The organism is Paenibacillus thalictri (genome assembly GCF_004307995.1).
Lineage (GTDB): Bacteria > Bacillota > Bacilli > Paenibacillales > NBRC-103111 > Paenibacillus_AF > Paenibacillus_AF thalictri.
In genome coordinates this window covers 90,743-113,181 of record NZ_SIRE01000005.1, presented here as the reverse complement: position 1 = coordinate 113,181, position 22,439 = coordinate 90,743, and the positions used below count along the sequence as shown (strand labels likewise).

General features: G+C 48.1%; 21 protein-coding genes. 4 read left to right on the top strand and 17 right to left on the bottom strand.

The window, feature by feature from the left end; genetic code table 11:
• Positions 1–4 precede the first annotated feature (4 nt).
• The 16 genes from EYB31_RS07035 to EYB31_RS06960 form a co-directional block, all read right to left on the bottom strand.
• Positions 5–826, bottom strand: a complete 822-nt coding sequence (locus EYB31_RS07035; protein WP_131012583.1) for an ABC transporter permease — start codon at positions 824–826, stop codon at positions 5–7.
• 27 nt (positions 827–853) lie between these two features.
• Complete coding sequence (locus tag EYB31_RS07030; RefSeq protein WP_131012582.1) at positions 854–1,783, bottom strand: nucleoside hydrolase; 930 nt, start codon at positions 1,781–1,783, stop codon at positions 854–856.
• An 89-nt stretch (positions 1,784–1,872) separates the two neighbouring features.
• Positions 1,873–2,964: an ABC transporter substrate-binding protein gene (locus EYB31_RS07025; RefSeq protein ID WP_131012581.1), complete on the bottom strand. Its 1,092-nt coding sequence runs from the start codon at positions 2,962–2,964 to the stop codon at positions 1,873–1,875.
• Between the two features lie 289 nt (positions 2,965–3,253).
• A complete protein-coding gene (locus EYB31_RS07020; protein WP_131012895.1) occupies positions 3,254–3,601 on the bottom strand; it encodes a DUF2294 domain-containing protein in 348 nt (115 codons plus the stop codon).
• Positions 3,602–3,920: 319 nt separating this feature from the next.
• The gene (locus tag EYB31_RS07015) at positions 3,921–5,987 is read right to left on the bottom strand and encodes a thioredoxin domain-containing protein (RefSeq protein ID WP_131012580.1); all 2,067 of its coding nucleotides are present in this window, start codon (positions 5,985–5,987) and stop codon (positions 3,921–3,923) included.
• Between the two features lie 386 nt (positions 5,988–6,373).
• Positions 6,374–6,769 (bottom strand): aspartyl protease family protein, encoded by a 396-nt coding sequence (locus tag EYB31_RS07010; protein WP_165452277.1) that lies wholly within the window; start codon positions 6,767–6,769, stop codon positions 6,374–6,376.
• A complete protein-coding gene (locus EYB31_RS07005; RefSeq protein ID WP_131012578.1) occupies positions 6,759–7,016 on the bottom strand; it encodes a hypothetical protein in 258 nt (85 codons plus the stop codon). The genes EYB31_RS07010 and EYB31_RS07005 overlap by 11 nt, the downstream gene beginning before the upstream one ends.
• Positions 7,017–7,100: 84 nt before the next feature.
• The gene (locus EYB31_RS07000; protein ID WP_240762167.1) at positions 7,101–7,568 is read right to left on the bottom strand and encodes a NanQ anomerase/TabA/YiaL family protein; all 468 of its coding nucleotides are present in this window, start codon (positions 7,566–7,568) and stop codon (positions 7,101–7,103) included.
• A gap of 22 nt (positions 7,569–7,590) precedes the next feature.
• Positions 7,591–8,478, bottom strand: coding sequence for a MurR/RpiR family transcriptional regulator (locus EYB31_RS06995; RefSeq protein WP_131012577.1), 888 nt, complete (start codon positions 8,476–8,478; stop codon positions 7,591–7,593).
• Between the two features lie 32 nt (positions 8,479–8,510).
• Positions 8,511–9,389, bottom strand: coding sequence for an ROK family protein (locus EYB31_RS06990; RefSeq protein WP_131012893.1), 879 nt, complete (start codon positions 9,387–9,389; stop codon positions 8,511–8,513).
• An 8-nt stretch (positions 9,390–9,397) separates the two neighbouring features.
• Positions 9,398–10,087, bottom strand: coding sequence for an N-acetylmannosamine-6-phosphate 2-epimerase (locus EYB31_RS06985; RefSeq protein ID WP_131012576.1), 690 nt, complete (start codon positions 10,085–10,087; stop codon positions 9,398–9,400).
• Between the two features lie 27 nt (positions 10,088–10,114).
• Complete coding sequence (locus EYB31_RS06980; RefSeq protein WP_131012575.1) at positions 10,115–10,957, bottom strand: carbohydrate ABC transporter permease; 843 nt, start codon at positions 10,955–10,957, stop codon at positions 10,115–10,117.
• A 13-nt stretch (positions 10,958–10,970) separates the two neighbouring features.
• Complete coding sequence (locus EYB31_RS06975) at positions 10,971–11,846, bottom strand: carbohydrate ABC transporter permease (protein ID WP_131012574.1); 876 nt, start codon at positions 11,844–11,846, stop codon at positions 10,971–10,973.
• 75 nt (positions 11,847–11,921) lie between these two features.
• A complete protein-coding gene (locus EYB31_RS06970) occupies positions 11,922–13,334 on the bottom strand; it encodes an ABC transporter substrate-binding protein (protein WP_131012573.1) in 1,413 nt (470 codons plus the stop codon).
• Positions 13,335–13,340: 6 nt separating this feature from the next.
• Entirely contained in the window at positions 13,341–13,997 is a 657-nt protein-coding gene (locus tag EYB31_RS06965) for a GDSL-type esterase/lipase family protein (RefSeq protein WP_131012572.1), read from the bottom strand.
• Complete coding sequence (locus EYB31_RS06960) at positions 13,994–14,905, bottom strand: dihydrodipicolinate synthase family protein (protein WP_131012571.1); 912 nt, start codon at positions 14,903–14,905, stop codon at positions 13,994–13,996. The genes EYB31_RS06965 and EYB31_RS06960 overlap by 4 nt, the downstream gene beginning before the upstream one ends.
• Positions 14,906–15,360: 455 nt before the next feature.
• Between EYB31_RS06960 and EYB31_RS06955 the strand changes: the two genes are divergently transcribed.
• Positions 15,361–17,514, top strand: coding sequence for a sensor histidine kinase (locus EYB31_RS06955; protein WP_131012570.1), 2,154 nt, complete (start codon positions 15,361–15,363; stop codon positions 17,512–17,514).
• The gene (locus EYB31_RS06950; RefSeq protein WP_240762165.1) at positions 17,489–18,190 is read left to right on the top strand and encodes a response regulator transcription factor; all 702 of its coding nucleotides are present in this window, start codon (positions 17,489–17,491) and stop codon (positions 18,188–18,190) included. The genes EYB31_RS06955 and EYB31_RS06950 overlap by 26 nt, the downstream gene beginning before the upstream one ends.
• 69 nt (positions 18,191–18,259) lie before the next feature.
• Here EYB31_RS06950 and EYB31_RS40100 read toward each other — a convergent pair whose 3' ends face one another.
• The gene (locus tag EYB31_RS40100) at positions 18,260–18,418 is read right to left on the bottom strand and encodes a hypothetical protein (RefSeq protein ID WP_165452276.1); all 159 of its coding nucleotides are present in this window, start codon (positions 18,416–18,418) and stop codon (positions 18,260–18,262) included.
• Positions 18,419–18,614: 196 nt separating this feature from the next.
• Here EYB31_RS40100 and EYB31_RS06945 point away from each other — a divergent pair, with 196 nt between their 5' ends.
• Both EYB31_RS06945 and EYB31_RS06940 read left to right on the top strand, forming a co-directional pair.
• Positions 18,615–19,340, top strand: coding sequence for a peptidylprolyl isomerase (locus tag EYB31_RS06945; RefSeq protein ID WP_131012568.1), 726 nt, complete (start codon positions 18,615–18,617; stop codon positions 19,338–19,340).
• Between the two features lie 4 nt (positions 19,341–19,344).
• The gene (locus EYB31_RS06940) at positions 19,345–22,413 is read left to right on the top strand and encodes a peptidase domain-containing ABC transporter (protein ID WP_131012567.1); all 3,069 of its coding nucleotides are present in this window, start codon (positions 19,345–19,347) and stop codon (positions 22,411–22,413) included.
• The last annotated feature ends 26 nt before the right edge of the window (positions 22,414–22,439 follow it).

The window sequence follows — 22,439 nt, the reverse complement described above, 5'->3', positions numbered from 1 at the left end:
CCTTCTACCCCTTCGGATTTAATTTAGTGGCCAGTTTATTCATAAGCGCTATGATGACGAACGTGATCACCATCATGATTGTGGCGATGACCGAAGCCAAATACCAATCGTTCAGCGTAATTGCGTTCTGATACAGAAATGTCGAGATCACCCGCTGCTTGCCCCCGAGAAGCGCCGGCGTCGTGTAAGCCGTGAGACTTCCGACGAACACCAGAATGCCGCCGATAATAAGCCCCGGCACGCTGAGCGGAATGATGACCCTGCAAAACGCCGAGAATCGGCCCGCTCCCAAGCTTTCCGCCGCCTTGAGCAAGTCGGAATCGATATTTTCCATGACGCCGACCAACGTAATGATAATTAGCGGCAAAAACAAATGTACGAGACCGATCATCATCGCCGTCGGTGTATACAAAATGTTCAGCGGCTCCTGAATGAGCCCGAGAGAAAGAAGCGTATTATTAAGCAGTCCCTTTTTTCCTAAGATGATCGTCCAGCTAAACGAGCGAACGACCGAACTCGTCAGCAGCGGAAAGATGGCAAGCGCCAGCAGCAGCGCCTTTTGCCTCGGATTTCGTCTGGAAATATAATAAGCTGTAGGAAACCCAAGCACCATGCACAGCACCGTCGTCACCAAGCTGACGCGCAGAGTGGTCCCTAATATTTTCAAAAAATACGGATCCTTAAAAAAGTAAAGGTAGCCTTCAGCCGTGAAGCGGCCCTCATGGTAAAAGGTCGAGCCAACCGTCAGGAGAATCGGTATTACCATGAAAGCGGCCAAGAACAGCAGACCCGGCACAAGCAATAAAGCCAAATATGTTTTCTTCATTTCACGTTCTCCTGTTCCTTTAGTTCGCTAGCCGCGCAGAGCGCGGATAAAAAGCCGGAGAAATTCGTCCGCCGCCACTTCCAGACAAACATGTACATTTGCCGCCTGCGACAGCCGGTTCTGGAAATCGCATACCGTCTGGCCGTCGCAAAGCTCGCTTCTTGTCTCGACATCGACATAATAAGGCTTGGCGGTGACCAGCTCCCGATTCAGCGCCACGCCAACCGCAAGCGGATCGTGCAATGCACAGGCGCGAACCCCATTCCGCTCATAATAGCGCTGCATATAATCGGCCGTGCTTTCTTTAACGTAATGAGCAAGCGGCGAATCCCCCAAGGAAGCGATATGCTCCTCGGTCAGCAATGCCTTGCGTGTCACATCCAAACCGACAAGCGTGAGAGGGGAAAATCCCGCCTTGAATACAAGCTTGGCCGCTTCCGGATCGACGTATATGTTATACTCCGCCGTCGGCGTCACATTCCCGAAATCTCGAACGACGCCGCCCATCACAACGACCTCCTTCACCTGCCGTACCAGCTCCGGATATTTCATGATGGCAATGGCCAGATTGGTTAGCGGCGCGGTCATGACAAGCGTTACTTCTCCGGGATACCGCCGAACCTGATCAATGATAAAATCAACCGCATGCCCATCCTCAACTTGCTTATTCACCGGCATGTCCTTCAGCGCCCCGCCTAGTCCGTCCTTCCCGTGAATCCGATGCTCGAAATACGTGCTGCGTATCATCGGCCTGTCCGCTCCCTTGACGACGGGAATATGCTCCGCTCCAGCCAGCTGCAAAATTTTGCACGTATTGACCGTCGCCTGCTCCAAAGAGACGTTGCCGTTCACCGTCGTAATGCCGAGAATGTCCAGCTCGCCGCTGCGAATAGCCAGCAAAATGCCAAGCGCATCATCCACTCCCGTATCCACATCAAGAATGACCTTCTTGTTCATCCGTTAGTTCCCCCTCCGGAATTAATGAAACAAGGGTACATGCCGCAACATATACCCTTGTCCCTTCCTATCGCCACGAATTATTGCGTTTATTGCGTAACTTCACGGTTAAAGCGATCGATCCATTTTTTCAGGTTGGCGTTGACAAACTTCATGTCCAGCTTGTTCAGCTTGGCAATGGTATCTTTACCGTACGTAATTCCGGTCGCTTCTTCCGGAGTCAACGTCAGCGTTGTATTTACCGGAGAATCGATTTTGGCTTTCGCCGATTTTTCTTGAACCGTTTTGCCCAAATGCCAGTTGATGAAGTCTTCCGCCAGCTGCTTGTTCTTGCTGCCTTTGACGATATTGACCGTATTCATGATCGCATAGCCGCCTTCTTGCGGCGTGATGAACTTCGTTTCCGGGACGGCTGCTTTCAAATCCTTCACATACATTTCCATAATCGGTCCCGCGACGATTTCACCTTGCGAGAACATGGTGACGAATTCGGACGTTTGGCTGTAATATTTCACGACCCCGGGGTTCAGCGCCTTCAGCTTAGCCATGGCCTGGTCCTCATTAAACGCCGTGCTTCCGGCTACACGGGAAGCCGCATCCAATATCATCGGGCCGGTGGTCGATGTAATATTAGGCATCGTCAATTTTTTGGCCAGCTCCGGGCTCCAAAGATCGTTCCATGATTTGATCTCTTTACCGCCGGTAGCTTTGGCGTTATAAGCGATCCCCAATTGTCCGATCGTATACGCAGGACCGTAATCCTCGCCGAGCGGAGCTTTCGCCACATCGTAAATATCCTTCAGGTTCGGAATGCGGCTGCGGTCGATCTTCTCGAACAAACCAGCTTCAATACCTTGCTGTGCGTAGTAATCCGATAAATAGATCAAGTCTACCGAAGTGCCGCCTTGTTTCACCTTGTTCAGACGCTCCGCGTTGTTTCCTGCCTCGACGACGATCTGAACATTATGTTCCTTCTCGAATGGCGCATACACTTCCTTCTTAAAGAAGTCGTCAGAGAAGCCCCAGGTGGAGATAACCAGCTTAGTCGGCTGACCTTTTGGCGCCTCGGCCGGAGCGCTGGCATTTCCCTGTTCTTTTGCGCCGCCACCGCCGCAGCCAGTGGCCACCAGCCCCAGGATCGTTAATGAAGCCAAGCCTTGTACCCATTGTTTTTTCATCATTTTGTTTCTCCCCTTAAAATGATCTATAATGGTAAATCGTGAAACCACTCCTAAAATAATGCATCTTCAGCGAAGAGACTTCGAATAGAAGCTTTTACTTGGTATTATCCGTCTCGGCTCCTAAACTATACATCTACCCCATGTTTTTCCAAGAAAAAAGAAAAGTACCCTTGTTTTAGAAAAAAATCTTCTAAACAAGAGCACTTTTCGTTGTAAACAACGTAAAGAGACATCCGTTTCGCTTATCCGGTTTCCTCTTAAGATAAATCAAAAGAGAAACGCCGATCGGTTAATCGTTTTCATGAAGAATAACATTCGTTATGGCCCATTGCGTGGGAGGGTCATAATCTCTTAAAACCGCTTCAATGGACAAGCTTAACTCTTTCTCCAGCCTCTCGCGGATTTTCCTTTTGTAGATCGAAGACATGTGGAAATCCACTTCATACTTCAAGGAAGGAATCTCACCCTCCAGCGCATCGGAACGCGGCGATCGGCGGTGCTTGGCATGAATGGTAATAATATTGTGATCGATGGACACCTTCAGCATTGTCGTACCGAACCCAAACAACTCTTTCGCAATCTCATTGTAGATGTGACTTAGCTTCTTCCTGTTCTCATTAGAGTCGATCAGGGGCATGAGTTCACCTTCCGACATAATGTTAAACCGAAATTTATATTCTAGCTTTTTTAATAATACATAGGATTATTGAATAAATCAAGCAATAGTTCGGCTTTTTGATAGTGAAAAGAGTTAATTATAGAGTTAACCATGTAAGAACGTACAGATTTACGAATATACAAGAGAAATGATCCGTTGTAACCTAACTGGCTCTCCGACATCTTCCGGGTCACCGAGGTTTGTTTGGCTTTAATCTTATCTCTCTTTTCATTTAATTACCCTACTCACTTACAAATTATCGAGCGCGAGCAAATCCCGTGCACGGTGATCTGAGCGTTTATTCAAGCATCTCGAGCTCTTCCAGCTCATCCGTCGGCGAATGGCAGGCAAAGTTCTCGCAAACATATGCTGTGGCGCGTCCGCCTAAAGCACGTTTGTCTTCGACAAGCGGGCATGTTCGCATAACCTCGCTGCCAGCCGGTCCCGTTGGATGCAGAATGATAATCGCATTGGGCAAAAACTTCATCTGAACAGTCTGCAGCATCGCTTGGGTATCTTCTTTGGCCGGATCGCCGGCGATCACAATTTCCTTCGTCGGACCGTATGCATAGTCCAGCGCCATCAAAAACAACGCATGTCCGGCCGGGTATCGTTCCACCGCTCCTGCGAACGCACGCAGCTGCTCGTCGGCCTTTTGCGAGAAGGCAGCGTTGTACGCATATTTGCCGAGGCGCAGCAGCAGCAGCGCAGCAGCGGAATTGCCGGAAGGCATCGCCCCGTCATATATTTCCTTGGGCCGCGTAAACAATTGCTCGCCATCTTCCCCATAGAAAAAGAAGCCGCCTTTATCGTTGTCCCAAAATAACCGAATCATCTCTTCGCACAGCTGGATCGCCCGCTGCAAATAGACCAGCTCAAACGTAGCTTCGTACAGCTCAGTCAGGCCCCATGCCAGGAAGGCATAATCGTCCAAATAACCCAGGAACGCAGCCTCTCCATCACGGTAACGGGCAAGCAGCCGGCCGTCCTCACGGCGCAGCTTTTGCTCGATAAAATCGGCAGCTTTGGCCGCGGCCTGCGCGTATTCCGGCTTTTGCAGCGCCTTTGCCGCTTTGGCTAACGCCATGATCATAAGACCGTTCCACGACGTTAATATTTTGTCATCCTTATGCGGATGAACCCGCTTCTCTCTGTGCTCGAACAGTTTTTGCCGCGAAATCTCCAATCTGCTTCTCAGCTGATCGGGGTCACCGCCTTTCAAGCGGACGAACGATTCGAGCGAAACAGCGATGAGATTCGGAATGTTATGCCCTTCGAAATTGCCATCCGCTGTAATATCGTATGCGTCACAATACAGCTCGCCGTCGTCTTCGCCTAGCACCCGCTTGATCTCATCGGGCGTCCAGACATAAAACTTCCCTTCGACTCCTTCGGAATCGGCATCTTCCGCACAATAAAAGCCGCCCTCCGGATCGGTCATATCCCGCAGAACATAGGTGCATATTTGCTCGGCCACTTCGGCATAACGGCGTTTCCCCGTAATTTGATATGCTTCAATATAAGTCATAGTCAGCAGGGCATTGTCATAAAGCATCTTTTCAAAATGCGGCACAAGCCACTGATCATCGGTCGAATACCGCGCAAAGCCGAACCCGATATGATCATACACGCCGCCGCGGCTCATCGCATCCAGCGTTTTTTCTACCATGCGCAGCGCTTCTTCTTTGCCGGTCCGCTTATAATAACGCAGCAAAAACGACAGGTTGTGCGAGGTCGGGAACTTCGGCGCATTGCCGAACCCGCCATACTGAGCGTCGAAGTTGCTCTCATAGATCGAAAACGCTTGGTGCAACGTCTCCTCAGACAGCTCGCCCTCCAAGTTGGACAACATTCTTTTCTGCGTTTCTTCGATGATCTGCTGCCCGATCAAGCTGATCCGCTCCTGATCCTCAGTCCACTTGCCCGCCAATTGCGGCAATATCTCCATCAACCCTGCACGGTTGTACCTCCGCTTCTTCGGAAAATACGTCCCGGCAAAAAATGGCTTTTTCTCCGGCGTCATCACGATCGTCAGCGGCCACCCTCCCTGCCCCGTCATCGCTTGGCAGACCGTCATATATAAGTTATCGACATCCGGCCGCTCCTCCCGGTCGACTTTTATCGCAATAAAGTCACGGTTCAGCAGCTTCGCTACTTCTTCATCTTCGAACGATTCGTGTTCCATAACATGGCACCAATGGCATGTTGAATAGCCGATTGATAGGAAGATCGGCTTGTTCTCGCGTTTAGCTATTTCGAACGCTTCTTCGGACCAAGGGAACCAGTCGACCGGGTTGTGGGCGTGCTGCAGCAGGTACGGCGACTTTTCGTTGGCTAATCTATTGGGTTTGCTGTGAGTTGTCATGGGGCATCACCTCCTTGGTGTTGGATATTATTGTTACGACTCAAGATTAGTATACCTCTGAAAAAAGACATGTTTAAGTATGAAGGATCAAGACTAAACTGTGGTAAAATTGATCAAATTTTCACTAAAAAGTAGACATGGCGTACCGATAAGAGAATACAATCAACTTATCGGAAGTTGAATTACCTGAATTAAATAAAAATGAAAAGCTGCGACAAGATGTCTCGCCATTTAAAGACCTTTCGTAGTTTTTACAAATTGGAAGCTTTGTCTCAAACAGCTATATCGTCTATGCCTCCTTCCAGGTCACAAATCATATTATTTGATGTTCATTCATAATTGAAAATTCACAATAAAAACAAGCATAGCGCATTTAGAGAATCGCACTACGGATTGTTTTTATCTACTGAATATAACTGCAGTCTCGATAAATCGATCATGAATCTACCCGGAATTAAAATGTCCAAACCAATTAGACCGTTTATCCCAGGGTATTCTCCAATCTTTCCAAAATCGATATGAAAGTCTGAGATAGAGAAAGTATCAAATAACACCCGATCAATCTTTCTTCGTATCGAGGCTTCCCTCCCGCCAATCCCTACCATGAAACGTAATTGATCCTCTGGTTCGTAGGAGTTAAAAAGAGTTCCAGCTGCGTCGATAGAAATAACGGATTCAGCGGCACCGGTATCAATGACTACATGAGTTATCATAATTGAATTTCCACGATGAACGATAGTAATTGATGAAAACAATAGACCCTCTATGTATTCAAGATTCATGCGAGGGATTTCTCTTGAGCATTGGCTTTGAGCGGACTTCGATGGTAATGGTTTCGTTAGAAGTATGGTAAACAAACCGTTCATTTTTCGCAGCAAACAATTCCTTCATAGCTTCTTGATCATCTTGAATTGGTTTGATAACCGCCACTTCCTCTATACGAAGTTTACTGTCTTCATAATGCGATTTTAACTCTTCCAACAGTACAAATTGATCCGGGAATAGATTCCGTACTTCCGCCCAAAGCATGCTACCACCTACCTTGAATGATTTATGTTCATTATATCAAAAATCCCCTATCCGTGTATTACCGGAAGGGGACTCCATTTCATTTTATGCAAACAGCCCTACATGAACTTTCACAACGGCTTTCTTGATTTTTCCAGAGTGTCCCATACCGGGTCTGTGGATGTCGTTAGGGAAAAAGACGGCGTACATTCCGGGTTTAAGATGAAGCAAGACTTCGTCGGATGCTGGCTCATACAAGGCGTAATCCTGCTCGCTGTCATAGGCCTTTACCGCATCGACATCTTCGCGCTGCGAAGACCAGCCAATCGTTTCTTCGCCTTCAATCAGATAATGGACATCGATATACGATTCGTGCTTTTCGGCAAGCAGATCGTGCATTGGTTTGGCATCGAATTCCATAAACGAAACGTACATCTGATCCCCGTTGATCTCAACTCGGCCTTCGGTTCTATTTTCTTTCAATATTTTACCAAGTTTCTCCAACGCTATCCCAATGACCGCGTGTTCGAACTTACTTTGTTTTTCCTCTAATGACATTGTGCCCAAAATCACGAATTATTCCCCCAGTAGCCACTTAAAGTAATTTCACTACCACCGACTCTGCGGTACTTTCCTTGTTCCTAATCGATTCCTCATAGGAGCGTTTGAAATACTCTACATACAACACATCCAGCAGGTAGAGCTGGGATATTTTCGCCGACAACGATCCGCCTTGCAGCGGGCCTTCATTTGCGCCGCACAACAGGGTCAAATCGGAATAGGAGGTTAATGGCGACTTTTCAAAGCGGGTAATGGAAATGACGGTCGCTCCGGAGTCCTTCGCCTTCTTCGCCACCTCGATGGAATCTTTGGTTGAGCCGGAATACGAAATGATCACGGCGACATCCCGCTTGGTCATCAATGCCGCCGACATCATTTGAAGATGCGAATCGATCGTACATTCCGTTTTGTTGGTGATGCGCATGAATTTAATCTTTGCTTCCATAGCCGTCATTAACGAGGAGCCGACGCCGAAAAATATGATTTTCTCTGCTTGAAGCAGCAGTTCAATGGCTTGGTCGATTTTGGCACTATCGATTAAATTATACGTTTCGTTTAACGCGCTGATGTTAGTTGCCAGCACCTTGGACGCGACCTGCCCGATCGAATCGTTCATCAGAACTTTATCGGTCAGCTGCGGAATTTCATTCTCCACCGTAATGCTGTGTGCGATTGCAATTTTGAAATCCTGATAACCCTTATAACTCAACGACTTGCAAAACCTGAATATGCTGGATTCGCCGACGCCGCAAATGTCCGCGAGGTCCGTTATCGACATGTAGACGACACTTTTCGGATTTTCCAGTACGTAATCCGCCACTTTTTTCTCAGTATTCGTCAGGTTATTGTATTTGGAATGAATCGTTGTAAAAATATTAATTGCGCCCAAGCTAGCACCTTCTTTAATCCAGGATTCAGACATTACGCGCAACAGTGTATCTTTTCGCTTCTCTTTCAGTTCAAGAATAAAGAGGCAGCGCCCAATAATCCGGCTTTATTCCCCAGAGAAGCCTTAAGAATGTTCACGTCCGCGAAACTTGCCATAATTAAATTTCGGGTCTGCGCCTCGACTAAACGTACGAGCTCTTCTTGCTCCATCACCCCGCCCCCAACAATGATTGCGGACGGATTAAAAATATGGATAAGCGAAGCCAAGCCGACAGCAGCTTCTGCAGCCCAAGACTGTAAGATTCGATATAATGAATCGTTTCCTAACCTTATTTTATCAAAAAAAACTTTCCCGTCCACACATTCCGGATCCGCATCCTGAGCCATCCGAATCAAAGCCGTAGCGGAAGCGTAGGTTTCATAATACGGCTTGCCCGCGCCGCCGCTTGTTTCCGTCAATGGGTGAGTAAAAATATGGCCGAATTCCGCCGCTACCCCGTTAGCGCCACGGTATATTTGTTTATTCAAGACGATGGCTCCGCCAATCCCCGTGCCAAACGTCAGGCACAAAAAATCATCAAACGATTTCGCTGCGCCGAAATAGGCTTCGCCCAATGCCGCTGCATTAACATCATTTTCAACCTTAACGGGCTTTCGGAAGCGATTCTCGACAATCTCCTTAATTCTCATTCCCGTGTAATTCGGAATATTTTCGTTCGCATAAACGATAAATCCCTCTGCCGCATTAACTTGTCCCGCGGTACTAACGGCAATGGCGTCAAAATCCTCATACGCCGCCATCTGGACAAGCAATTTATCTATTACATAAGGGCCTCCCTTATCACTTTCAGTGGGATATTCCTTAAATTGATCGACATGTCCCTGTTCATTGCAAATGCCCATCTTCGTATTGGTACCGCCAATGTCCGCCGCTAAAATCTTCATCGCCATCGTTAGGAAAGAACCTTGATGAATTTTTTAGTAATATCCATCGGTCTCGTAATGGCGGACCCTACGACTGCCGAATATACGCCCAGGTCAAACACTCTTTTTAATTCTTCAGGTGTCGAGATGCCGCCCTCAGCGATCACGGGAACGGAAACATGTTTCACGAGTTGTTCGATTAAATCAAAGTCAGGTAAAGACTTGTTTCTGGTTGCTTGCGTATAACCGCTTAATGTCGTCCCAACCGTGTCAAATCCAAGCTCAACCGCCTTAACCGCTTCCTCATACGTGGAGCAATCCGCCATAAAGAGCTGGTCTTTATACATGGCTCTAAGTTTGGGAAACAGCTCTGTAATGGTCGAGCCATCCGGTCTGATGCGGTCCGTCGCGTCCATCGCGATCATGCCTACCCCTTCGCGGTACAGATCCTCAACCTGCTCGGCGATCGGGGTAATAAACACATCCGAGCCGTCATACACCTGCTTGATGATACCGATGATCGGCAAGTCCACATGTTTCTTAATTTCTCTGATATCCGCAACGCTGTTAGCCCGGATTCCCGAAGCGCCTCCCAAATAAGCCGCATAGGCCATTCTTCCCATAATATAAGGGCTGTGCAGCGGCTCCTCCGGCAATGCTTGACAAGAAACTACCAGCTTTCTCTTTATCAATGTCAAAATATTTTTTTGTGTATCCATCTATATCCAACTCCAAGCCTCTTATTTTTACTCTTTGACGGCTCCAGCCGTCATTCCTTGGGTAAAATACCGTTGGAATACTAAGAAAATCAACAGCATCGGAATGGCAGCTACCGTAGCTCCGGCCATTTTATATGCAAAATTCGGATTGAGGTCCTGCATTAAGGTTGCGGTACCTACCATCAACGTCTTCATATTTTTCTCTTGTCCTACGACGGATTGCCACAAGTAATCGTTCCAAACTTGCACGAAGTTCAGAATAAATAATGCGCCGATACCCGGTTTCACAATAGGCAGCATAATTCGGGTGAATGTTTTCCATTCCCCTGCCCCATCGATTCTGGCCGCTTCTCTTAAGGCATTCGGAGTTGCGTCAAAGAAACCTTTCAGCAAAAACACGCCAAAAGCGGTGGCGGCGTTCGGCCAGATCATGCCGCTGTACGTGTTGACCATGCCAAATTGCTGGATGATGCGGAATAAAGGTACGATCATAATTTCTTTAGGAATCATCAAACTCGAAACAAAAATGATAAAGATCACCGTGCTGCCTTTGAAATTGATTTTTGAGAACGCGTAAGCGGCCATCGCTCCTACGATGATGACCACAATCGTCGTGACCCCGGAAACGTACACACTATTAAAAGCCCAGCGCAATGCCGGTTGGCTTTGAAAAACATCGGCATAGTTGGAGAACGTAATGGTAGTCGGCCACCAGTCCGGCGGCATCTTCACAACATCCGAACTGTTCTTTAGCGAACTTGTAAATAACCAATACAACGGGAATAAGTTTATAATAGCGAGGAGGAATATAATCACATTGGATATGACATCAAATCGCTCCAGCTTCTTCTTGTTTTTGGACTTCGACATGGTGAATCCCCCCTCACTTCTCCTTGATTAAGCTTCTTAACTGAGGCACCGACAGCAGCATCGTAATGATGAACATAATAACCCCTACAGCTGAAGCAACACCGAGCTGATTATATTTAAAGGCATTATTATAGAGGTAGTACATCAGCGTTACAGATGCATTGTTGGGTCCTCCGCCCGTTAAGAGCTGGATTACGACAAAAATCTTCAGAACGGCGATAATATTAATGATCGTAATATAAATCGTAGTTGATTGGACCGAAGGAATCAGTATTTTGGTAATCACATGCCATCTGCTGGCCCCGTCTACTTCCGCCGCTTCAAACAAATCTTTGGATACGCCAAGCATTGCGGCAATATAAAGGATGATCGCTTGTCCAACATTGGTCACAAACGTTACGAATATAATAACCGGCATAACCGTGGTTGTTTTCCCCAATAAATTAACCGTACCGAAACCCATTTCCTGTGAAAAGTATGAAATAAGCCCATTGGCAGGATTCAGCAAGAAACTCCACACCATACTCATGACAACCATGGATACCATAACGGGTATATAATAGCTGGCTCTAATAAATGAAACGTACTTGGCATTCTTGTCAAATACAGCTGCAGCAACAAACAATGAAAATCCAACCGTAAGGATGACAATAAAAACGACAAACACTACCGTGTTAATGAGCGCCTTAAAAAATACGGGATCGGTAAAAAGTGTAACGTAGTTGTCCAGTCCAACAAACTTTTCGGTTTGATAATTGATCCGATACAAGCTAAGCCTGATGCCTTCAATAATCGGATATACCAAGAAAATTAAAAATATCAGTATCTGCGGAGAAATAAACAAATAACCGGTGATACTATCTTTGATAGATTGATTACGTATTCTCATATCGGATTACCTTTCTAATTAGCAGCCTCAGGATCAACTGATCCCAAGGCCGTTAATCGTGTATTGGTTATTGTGTTATTTCTTTTGGCTAATGACCGAGCTTTCTCTATTGGTCTGAATGACCTTATTGCCTTTAGTTTGATAATCGTTAACGACCTGCTCCGGTGTCTTAGCTTGTGTGAACAGGGCTTGAAGCTCCGGATAAAGAACTTCCCTTAATTGGCTGTAGCCTGGAACGTTGCCGCTGAAGTTAAACAAATATTTGGAATTGGCTTCATATGCTGCGAAAAGCGGGTTAACGTCTTTCAGTTCTTTAACAACAGAGCTTCTTACCGGGATACCATTCTTGGACGATTTGACCAATTCCGGATCAGTGGACATGAACTTAACGAAATCTTTGGCTACTTCCACTTTTGTTTGGTCTTTGTTTTGGAATACGCTGGCTCCGACTACATAAGTGAAGGACAACGGATCGCCGCTCTCGGACGGAATGTTGGCTAGACGCACGTCAAATTTTGCGCTTTTGCCACTAGCCATATCCGCTTTCATATTGTTGAACAAGACCGGATTAATAAAGCTGATCGCCAGCTGCTGATTGCGGAACATGCCGTTTGCATCGTTGGAAGATACGGATTCAGGTCCTGGATTCGTGTAACCGGCATCCTTGACTTTTTTCAACCAGGCTGCAGCTTTAGCACCCTTCTCGTCATTCAGAACAATGTTCCCTTGATCGTCGAAAAATTTGTTGCCGAACATTCTCAAATACGCAAGGTTCCATGTATCCCCTTGATTATTCACCGCAAACATAGCCATCGGGTATGCATTGGAATACTTGTCTTTAGGCAAATTATCTTTAAGGCCTTTCAAAATTTGCTCGTATTCCGCTAATGTCCATGTTTTAATCTCATTTTCTCCGCCGAGGTATTTCTCCAGGCCGGCTGCTTTAAGCATATCCGCGTTATATACCAAAGTTCCCGGATTATGCTGGAACGGGTAGAAATAAATATCTTTGCCGAAAGTCACCGCATCCCAGTAGCTTTTCGGAATGTCCGCTTTGGCTGCGTCATCAACAATATCGGTTAACGGTGCCAAAGCTCCGCGATGAACATAATCCCCCATGGCAAAAACGCTTTCAAAGAAAACATCCGGCGCTGTTCCGCTGCTCAGATTCACGTTAAGAAGCTGGTCGCGCTGGTCTCCGGCAATAACCTCCACTTTAATCTTTGCGTCATATTTCTTGTATTGCTTTGCGAATTTATCCGCCGCCGCTTTCATGAAGCTGTCATAATCAGCGCCTGGCTCCGTCGCATCCATGACACCTTTCCATTGCGGTGTAAGCCAAACCTTGAGTTCTACTTTTTTCCCCGGAGTTCCTTGTTCGGCACCAGTTGTATTTTTCGCTTCATTATTTCCGCTTGTGCAGCCCGAAACAATGGAAGCCAATATCGTCATAGCGATAACAGCAATAGGAAAACGCTTTTTCATCATATGAACCTACCCCTTTAATATATTTGCAACCCGATCCCGTATAAACTTCGCCATTATAAGATGCCCTTCGGTATCCAAATGCATGTAGTCAACCTCATTCATGGCGACATGCTCTTTGGAGTCCGCAAAATGAATGCCTGTCCCTTGAAGCAGCTGCGCCAAATGATCCGCCAGCTCCAACGATTTTACGCTGCACTGTGTTCCCATCGGTTTGCCTACGGCCGTATCGATGTACTTCTCTCCAATCGGAGGCGGAGCAATAACTAGAACTTCGGGTGGCTGGCCGCCGATTCCCGCTTCCGTCGCCTTGGCTTTCCTCGCGAGCCTCACAATACCTTGAGCTATATTAAAAGAAGTCAGGCCGAAACGATCCTTCGTATCGTTTGTTCCGAGCATGATCACCACCAAATCCAACGGCGAATGCGACATCAGACATGGATGAATATAAGATATCCCTGACAATCCTTCGAATAACGGGTCCTCACAAACGCTGGTTCTACCACTGAGGCCTTCTTCTATCACACGGTACGAGCTGCCGAGATCAGAGGCGAGAAGGCCCGTCCATCTTGTCTTCTCATCAAATCTCGAACCTGTTTCCGCGTTGTAACCCCATGTGTTGGAATCCCCAAAACATACAATGGTCTTGGTGAGCGCTTGCTTCATTTGCAAAACCGTTGAATCGCCTTATCGATCATTTGAACAATGCCGTCAATTCGTCCCTTATCCTCTTCACTAATTCCTTCGAGCGGCGCTCTTACCCCGCCAACGTTGACGCCTCTACGCTGCAGAACCTCTTTGATTACGGCATACATGGACCCGTTCTGCGAACATAACGCGATAATGATGTCGTTGATTTGGCTTTGAATGAGTTTCGCATCCTCAAACTTGCCTTGCAGAAGGAATTCGTCCGCCTGCAGGAACAACTCCGGCATCGCTGCATACGTGCCGCCGATTCCGCCATCCGCGCCCATGATCCGTCCCGCGACGAACTGTTCGTCAGGACCATTAAAAACTACAACATCGTCGCCGCCGACTTTTTTGAACCGTTCGATATCCATCGTGGGCATCGAAGAATTTTTCACGCCGATAACCTTTTTGTTGGCAAGCATCTTCTCGAACAACGACGGCGTCAATGTGTATCCTGTTGTCTGGGGAATGTTATATATAATAAAGTCCAGCGGAGTTGCCTCGATAATCTCGCTCCAATATTTATAAACCGAGCTGTCAGGCAGTTTGAAATAAATGGGCGGAATGGCAGATAAAGCATCGTATCCCAAAGCTGCCGCATGTTTCGCCAATTCAATGCTGTCTCTTGTAGAAGGCGCCCCTACATGGGCGATCAACGTCATTTTGCCTTTCAAACGATTCGCTACATAACTGAGTACCGATTTACGTTCTTCTAGGTTCTGGTAAATACACTCGCCGGAGCTGCCGCCGACATAGACCCCATTGACCTTTTTTTCATACAAATAATCACATAATGCGTTGGTTCGGGCTTCTGAGATGTCCCCTTGATCGTCATAACATGCATAAAAAGCCGGTATGATTCCACGGAATTTTTCTAATCTCAATGAATTCCCCTCCTATATGTTTATAATGGCTTGGCACAATTAACAGTATCATAAAATTTAAATTTCGTAAATTAATTTCACCAAAAATAATATTTTGAAAAATATTTTCACCAATGATTTTCTTCTCGAGCCAATTCATTCTGAGCTGCAAATTCTCATCGGAGGTCATTTTCCTCCTTTTTACCACTTAGTATGGATCCTTTATTTCCGCACTATGCAATTTATATAGCTATTCCTCCGGGTTCCTCGCGTGAATTTCCTCATAAAAAAAGCTCGCCGCGGCCTCTCCAAGCCGATTTTATTGTAGGTCTAAAGAATCATAAATTCCCCTTGAAATCGTCCCGGTATTTTCCGATAATACACCATAGCAGCCTCTTTTTTCTTATGAGGCAATCGGCCAAGCCGGCGAGGCGACGCATGATGCTTCAAATGCACCATGTCTGGGGAGTGGGAAGATGAAAAAGTTTGCTGCTTGCTTGCTGATCGGTCTGATGGTGTGGTGCAGTATGCCGCCATCGGTATGGGCAACGGGACTTGAACTAAATACACAGGCGGATCAGCGGGACTTGCGGCAATGGCAGCCGCGGGAAGACGGAATCGTCTCCTTGAACGGGCCTTGGGAGTTGTATTGGAACCAACTGCTTACTCCGGGCGACTTCGCGGCAGGCTCACATGCAGATGCGCTTACCGTTTCCATTCCGGCACAATGGAAGTCGTATACGATGAACGGGCAAGCATTATCCAATGAAGGTTACGCGACGTACCGGATGAAATTCACCCTATCCAGTGAGGTGGCCGGGCAGCCGCTTGGTTTGTACTTTAATAATGTAGCCACCGCTTACCGCTTCTGGATTAATGGAGAACTCAAGCAGGGCAACGGGACCGTTGGCACCGATAAGAAAAGTATGGTTCCGAGGAATTATCCGAAAGTATTTTTCTTTCAGCCTCGTTCGGGGGATAACGAAATGGTGATCCAGGTTTCAAACTTTTCTCAGCGCACCGGGGGCATTTGGGAAGGCATCGACTTGGGCGATGCAGAGGAGATTGCTTCACTGCACAGAAACCGCGTGATGGTCTGGACTTTTTTGACAGGTTGTTTGCTGCTCATGACGGTGTTTTCGTTATTTCTGTATATCTTCCGCAAGCAGGAGCAAGCCGCGTTATGGTTCGGACTTATTTGCCTCGCCATCTGCACACGCTCTTCGCTGCTGGGAGAATCGTTTGTATATGTGCTGTTCCCGGGGTTATCCTGGGAATGGGGAGTCAAGCTGGAGTACCTTTCGGAGATTGTCACGATTCTCAGTTTAGCGGCATTTGTGAATAAACAGTATCCGCAGGAAGTGATTCCGCGTTTGTTCCCCCTATTCGTTTGCGCTTTGGGCATGTTCGGAGCCTTTGTGCTGGCAACGCCTGCCAAGGTGTATACCTTGTACATGGTACCCTACATTCTCGTGCTGCTGCTTCCTGCTTTTCTTTATGTCATGTACATCTACATTCGCGCTGCGCTTCGCCTAAGATCGGGATCACGAACGAACATGCTTGGCTTTCTCGTCTTTTTCGCCACGGTTGTCCATGAGATATTGTACTATACCGGCATCGTATCGTTCGGGGGGCTCGTTTCGTTTGGACTGTTGTTTTTTCTGCTGACTCAGCTGTTGAATTTATCGCTGCTGTTTACAAGGGCTATCGCCCAATCGGAAATGCTCTCGATCCAACTGAGCAAAGTCATTGAATCACAAGAAGAGACCATTAGGCAGCGCACCTCTTCCCTGCAAGAATTAAATGTGAGGTTGAAGCAAGGCAACGAGGAATTAAGCCGGATCGAACTTGTTCGCAGCACATTGCTGGCGGAAGTGTATCATGACTTGTCGACGCCGATTACGGCGATCAAAGGTTTTTCCAAAGCGATGAAGACGGCTGTCATTGCCAAAGAGGACGCCCCCCGTTACGCCGGCCGCATCTACGAACGCAGTCTGATGTTGGAAAAACTGATCGACAATGTCATCGAGTTAAGCCAATTGAAAACGGGAGAAATCCAATTTCAGTTTACTCAAGTGCCGCTGTTGCCTTTCTTACGCCAATTAAGTTACAGATACGCCGAAGAAGCAGAGTCACAAAAGATCGCATTGTTATGGGAAGAACCGCAGTGGGTGCTGCCTCCTTCCAAGGAGCTTCGGGTTACGCTGGACCGGTTCCGGTTTGAGCGGGTATTTGCCAACTTGATTTCCAATGCTGTAAAATACACTCCCGCTGAAGGAACGATCAAGATTTGGGCTGAATTCCGCCCCAACGACCATTCGGATACAGGGCATGTTGTCATCCATGTGACCGACTCCGGAGCAGGCATTCCCGAATCCGAGCTGCCTCACATCTTCAACCGCCATTATCGGATTCCCAGCACAGAAACGACGAAGACAGGAAGCGGTCTGGGGCTTGCAATATGCACAGAAATCATGGCACGGCATCAAGGCGAAATCAGTGTGACTAGTACGATGGGCGCGGGCAGCGATTTCTTTCTTACGCTCCCTGCACAGCTTGGGAATTTCACAGCCGACACGGACCCGATAAATGAAGGAGGAGCACATGGAAACGACCATTCTGCTGATTGAAGACGATGCCGACATCTGCGAGATTGTCGCCATTTATTTGCGGAAAGAAGGATTTCGCGTTGACATTGCCAACAATGCGGAGGATGGACTTGGCATGTTTCGACGTTCGGATTACGATTTGCTAATTTCGGACATCATGCTGCCCGGCTTGGACGGCATGAAGCTGGTGCAATCCATACGCAATTACTCGGATATCCCGATTATTTTTATCACAAGCAAAAAATCGTCGCAGGATATCGTGGCCGGGCTTAACATCGGCGGCGACGACTATGTAACCAAGCCGTTCGAGCCGGAGGTGCTTGTTGCGCGCGTACACGCAAGGCTCAGGCAGCATCGGGCTTTTAGCGCGAATACCGGAGACAGCAGCGCCTACGTGTGGAATGATGGATGGCTAACCATTCATAAGAAACGGCTGGATGTATTTGTGGACGGTAAATCTGTCACCTTAGCGGCCAAAGAGCTGCAGCTGCTGCTTCATCTTCTGGAACATCCCCAGCAGGTGTTTAACGTAACCCAGCTTTACGAAAGAATCTGGAGCTTAAACGGAGACAGCGATGAGCGGACGGTGATGGTCCATATTCATCATCTCCGCAAAAAAATCGAGAAAGACCCGGCTAACCCGAAATATATATTGACCATCCGCGGCTTTGGCTACAAATTCGGCGGAGAGAAATAAAAACAGACAAACTTGATAGCGCAAAAAGCTCCAAGCGATTAAGCTTGGAGCTTCTTACATTGCATCCGGTTACGGGCGGATAACCTTTTTTACAACAATCGGCTTGGAGCTTGTCTGTAAATCTCCGCCTTGGACTTCCTTCAACTGCTGCTCGGACAATTCCTCCGACAAGTCCGTCAGTTCAACGGAACTGACTTCGTTTTTCTGCTGTTCATTATTTTCAGACATGACCAAAACCTCCCTTTTGTGATGGCATCATTATAACGAATGAAGTTTAAGTTTTGTTTAAGTCACGAAAAATAAATGAATCGCTAAATATTGGTTTTGCGTGCTAAGATATATCCATGAGCTAACGAATGTGAGGAGTGAAATATTGGATAATGCCCCCCTCATTGCACTCCGTATTAATCATAAAACATTAACCTTGAAACAACTGCTGCAACGACTGCGCATAGACGCCTCATTGGCGGCGATCAGCCGCTGCAAGGATGATTTGACGATCGAATGTTGGGCCGAATCGCTTGGGCTTACCGCCGACACCGCCGCTCTGCAAACGGCAGTGACCCGTTTTCGCCGGGCAAACGGCTTACTTACTTCCGCTCAGGCCAGCCAATGGCTCACAAACCACGGCATGGAGTTGGAAGACCTCGCGTCTCTATTCAGACCGCAAGTGCTTAAGGAGTCTATCGCCCAACACCTTGTAAGCGATGATGAAGTGAAGCGGTATTTTCTCGAATGTGCACACCAGTATGACCGTGCCGAAATTTCAACGATTGCAACGGACGAATACGGTATAGCTCAAGAGCTGCTATTCCGGGTGGAGGAAGGCTCCGATTTTCACGCGTTGGCACGTGAATATTCGTCGGATGCGGAAACCGCAAAGTCCGGAGGGTATGCCGGCTTAATCGGGCGAGCCGATTTGAGCCCCGAAATGGCGGCGGCCGTTTTTAACGCAACCAAAGGATCGTTATTGGGCCCATTCGAGCAAAGACGCAAATACAACCTTGTCTTAGTAGAAGCATTGTACCCGGCGGAACTAAGCGAAGAAATCGCAGTTGACATTCGGCAGCAGATTTTTCAATACAAGTTGGAAGATTATCAGCGTACGCTTAACATTCAGGAAGAGGTATGGAGATTAGGTGAGGGATGAGCTTGTGAACGGAAACCACGTGCATTATTTGCATCAAATTTCGCTTTTTGACGTGTTTACTAATGAAGAGAAGCAACTGCTCGCCGAGCAGTTTCAACCGGAAACTTATGCGATGGGGCAAACCATCGTCGACCCTGCGAGTCCGTCGGACTACTTCTATATCATCATCACCGGCAAAGCCAGAAAAATCGGCACTAACACCGCAGGCAAAGAAACGAACCTGGGCTTGCTGCAGCCAGGGGAGCATTTCGGCGAACACAGTTTGCTGGGCGGGGAGTCCGGCCCTCCAGTCACCATCCGCGCTTCCACTTCACTGGACGTGCTGCGGCTCAGCCGCCGCCAATTTCAGGAGATGATTGACCAGTACCCGGCCATCGCTAACTACTTCAGGCAGTTTATTTCCTCCGATGTGATCCGCACGTTTTTGAAAAACAACACCGTACTGACACATGTCGACCATGCTGCGCTCCGCTCTCTGCTCGACCGGCTTGAGCTATTCACTTACGATCCCGACTCCAGCCTTGTCCGTGAAGGAGATCTCGGCGACGCCTTCTACATCTTGAAATCCGGCTCAGCCTTTGTGGAGAAAGGACCGGAGGCTGCGATCGTCAACCGGCTGTACCCCGGAGATTTTTTTGGGGAGTTGGCTTTGTTGACGGGAGAACCACGCAAAGCGACAATTCGGGCCGCCGAGACGGTAACGGCATTCCGCCTGGCGAAGACGGATTTTGATGAGCTGATTCAACAATACCCGGTTATCCTGGAATCGATCCGCCGTATTTCCGCCCACTATACGGCTAAGGCGATGATCATGGTTGAAGCCCCCGAAGAAACGGATCGCGAGGCTGCTGACCCGAACGGAACTCCTGCGAACGATGATGCGGAACCTCCCGCCAAGCTCCTCGATAAACCGTGGAAAACCTGGAAATGGCGAAGCAAATTTCCTGTGCTCATGCAGCAAAGCGAAATGGATTGCGGCCCCACCTGCCTCACCATGATCGTCCGTTATTACGGCATGAACGCCAGTGTGAACCGGATGCGCGACCGTTGCAACGTTGGAGCAGAGGGAACCTCGATGCTGGGACTTATCGAAACCCTCGAATCGCTCGGTTTTACCGCCAAAGGTCTGAAAACCGCGGGCAGCCTTCTGAAAGAGCTGACGGCTCCTTTCATCGCGCATTGGAACGGCAACCATTACATTATTGTGTATGAAGTGCGCGAGCACGACCTCGTTGTAGCCGACCCTGCTCTGGGTTACATCGACACCATGTCGTTTGATGCATTTACCAAACATTGGACCGGCTTTGTCATCACGATGCAGCCGACAGACCAGTTGGTTTCATTGGACGATAAGGAAATGTTGTGGAAACGTTATCTCCACTATGTTCAACCTTCTAAGAAGCTGCTTACGTCGGCCCTGGGGTTATCCATAGCCATCGAACTTGTTTCCCTGCTGTTTCCCGTGATGACCCAGCAAATTTTCGACCGTGTATTGGATGTCGCAAATTGGCCGCTGCTTCATATTATTGTTGTTACTCTGCTTGCACTCGCCCTCTTCAATACCGTGAGTATCGTGATTCGCCAGACACTGATCGGGCGACTTGCCTACGCCATCGATCACTCGATGCTGGATAGCTTCTACCGTTATTTATTCCGTCTCCCCTATTCCTATTTTACGAAACGAACGTCCGGGGATATTTTGACACGAGTATACGAAAACGAGAAGCTGCGAAGATTGATGACCGATCATGCCATTGAACTGCTGCTTGATGTGTTGACCTTGTTCGTGTATGGAGGGCTGATGGCCTATTACCATCCCGTTCTGGCGTTCATCTCGTTTGCCTTCTTGCCGCTGTATGCCGGCCTCTATAGTTATGTTTTGCCAAAAATGCGCCGCAATCTCCGCAAGCAGCTTATCGCCGAAGGCGAATCCCAGACACAGATTGTGGAAGCTGTACATGCGATCGCTACCGTCAAAGGGGTATCCATGGAACGGGTTGTCCGCAGCAAGCTGCTGCACAAACTGAGTCGTTTGCTTGCATTGCGGCTGGAGGGCAATCGATTGGAAACAATCTCCAATGCCGGCGCAGCCATAGTGCGCTCCTTAAGCAATGTGGCTTTGCTTTATTTTGGCTCCAGATATGTTCTGGAAGGTCAGCTGAGTGTCGGTGAGCTTGTTGCGTATACGGTGTTGTTCACCTCTTTTATGTTCGCCCTGCAAATGATTTCGCAGCGGATCGGCGAACTCTCGGAGGCGCGCATTTCCATGGAACGGCTGAACGATGTATATGAATCGACTCCGGAACACCCTCATCCCGACAAGATGCGAATGCTTCCGGCGATTCAAGGCCATATCCGCTTTGAGAAAGTATCGTTTCAATACTACCGCGGTGGCAAAATGATTTTGCAAAATCTCGATCTGGAGCTTAAACCGGGTCAAACGGTTGCGCTTATAGGGCGGAGCGGTTCGGGGAAATCGACGATCGCCCATCTGCTGCTCAAGCTTCTGGAACCGTCGGGCGGAACCATCTTTGTCGACGGTTACCCGCTTCGCGAGGTACATGCCACCTCCATCCGCAAGCAGGTCGGCATCGTACAGCAGGAAACCGTGTTATTCCGGGGCACCGTGCGTGAAAATATTGCCTTAAGCGGCGAAAACGTCACCAGCGGAGAGATTGAGCAGGCCGCCCGGCTTGCCGGTGCCCACGAGTTCATCGAAGCTTTGCCGCTTGGTTACGATACAATCATTGGCGAAGGCGGCATCCGGTTGTCCGGCGGCCAGCGTCAACGGATCGTCATCGCACGCGCGCTCGTCAACAATCCGCGGATTCTCGTATTCGATGAAGCGACAAGTGCGCTGGATACGGAGTCGGAGCGGATCATCCAGCAGAATATGAGTGAAATGCTGCATGGCAGGACAACGCTCATTATCGCCCACCGGCTTAGCACCATCCGCAACGCGGACTTGATCGTCGTATTGGATCAAGGCGCCGTTGTCGAAAGCGGCACCCATGAGCAGCTGCTTGAGCAAAAAGGCATTTACCATTATCTGCTTCAACAGCAGACGTTGTAGCTACGTTAAGTGTCTTAACCACGCCA

Excerpts from the sequence above, each read along its gene's own strand:
- EYB31_RS07035 (WP_131012583.1), bottom strand. The coding sequence starts at position 826 with ATGAAGAAAACATATTTGGCTTTATTGCTTGTGCCGGGTCTGCTGTTC.
- EYB31_RS07030 (WP_131012582.1), bottom strand. The coding sequence starts at position 1,783 with ATGAACAAGAAGGTCATTCTTGATGTGGATACGGGAGTGGATGATGCG.
- EYB31_RS07025 (WP_131012581.1), bottom strand. The coding sequence starts at position 2,964 with ATGATGAAAAAACAATGGGTACAAGGCTTGGCTTCATTAACGATCCTG.
- EYB31_RS07020 (WP_131012895.1), bottom strand. The coding sequence starts at position 3,601 with ATGCCCCTGATCGACTCTAATGAGAACAGGAAGAAGCTAAGTCACATC.
- EYB31_RS07015 (WP_131012580.1), bottom strand. The coding sequence starts at position 5,987 with ATGACAACTCACAGCAAACCCAATAGATTAGCCAACGAAAAGTCGCCG.
- EYB31_RS07010 (WP_165452277.1), bottom strand. The coding sequence starts at position 6,769 with ATGAATCTTGAATACATAGAGGGTCTATTGTTTTCATCAATTACTATC.
- EYB31_RS07005 (WP_131012578.1), bottom strand. The coding sequence starts at position 7,016 with ATGCTTTGGGCGGAAGTACGGAATCTATTCCCGGATCAATTTGTACTG.
- EYB31_RS06995 (WP_131012577.1), bottom strand. The coding sequence starts at position 8,478 with ATGTCTGAATCCTGGATTAAAGAAGGTGCTAGCTTGGGCGCAATTAAT.
- EYB31_RS06990 (WP_131012893.1), bottom strand. The coding sequence starts at position 9,389 with ATGAAGATTTTAGCGGCGGACATTGGCGGTACCAATACGAAGATGGGC.
- EYB31_RS06985 (WP_131012576.1), bottom strand. The coding sequence starts at position 10,087 with ATGGATACACAAAAAAATATTTTGACATTGATAAAGAGAAAGCTGGTA.
- EYB31_RS06980 (WP_131012575.1), bottom strand. The coding sequence starts at position 10,957 with ATGTCGAAGTCCAAAAACAAGAAGAAGCTGGAGCGATTTGATGTCATA.
- EYB31_RS06975 (WP_131012574.1), bottom strand. The coding sequence starts at position 11,846 with ATGAGAATACGTAATCAATCTATCAAAGATAGTATCACCGGTTATTTG.
- EYB31_RS06970 (WP_131012573.1), bottom strand. The coding sequence starts at position 13,334 with ATGATGAAAAAGCGTTTTCCTATTGCTGTTATCGCTATGACGATATTG.
- EYB31_RS06965 (WP_131012572.1), bottom strand. The coding sequence starts at position 13,997 with ATGAAGCAAGCGCTCACCAAGACCATTGTATGTTTTGGGGATTCCAAC.
- EYB31_RS06955 (WP_131012570.1), top strand. The coding sequence starts at position 15,361 with ATGAAAAAGTTTGCTGCTTGCTTGCTGATCGGTCTGATGGTGTGGTGC.
- EYB31_RS06950 (WP_240762165.1), top strand. The coding sequence starts at position 17,489 with ATGGAAACGACCATTCTGCTGATTGAAGACGATGCCGACATCTGCGAG.
- EYB31_RS40100 (WP_165452276.1), bottom strand. The coding sequence starts at position 18,418 with ATGTCTGAAAATAATGAACAGCAGAAAAACGAAGTCAGTTCCGTTGAA.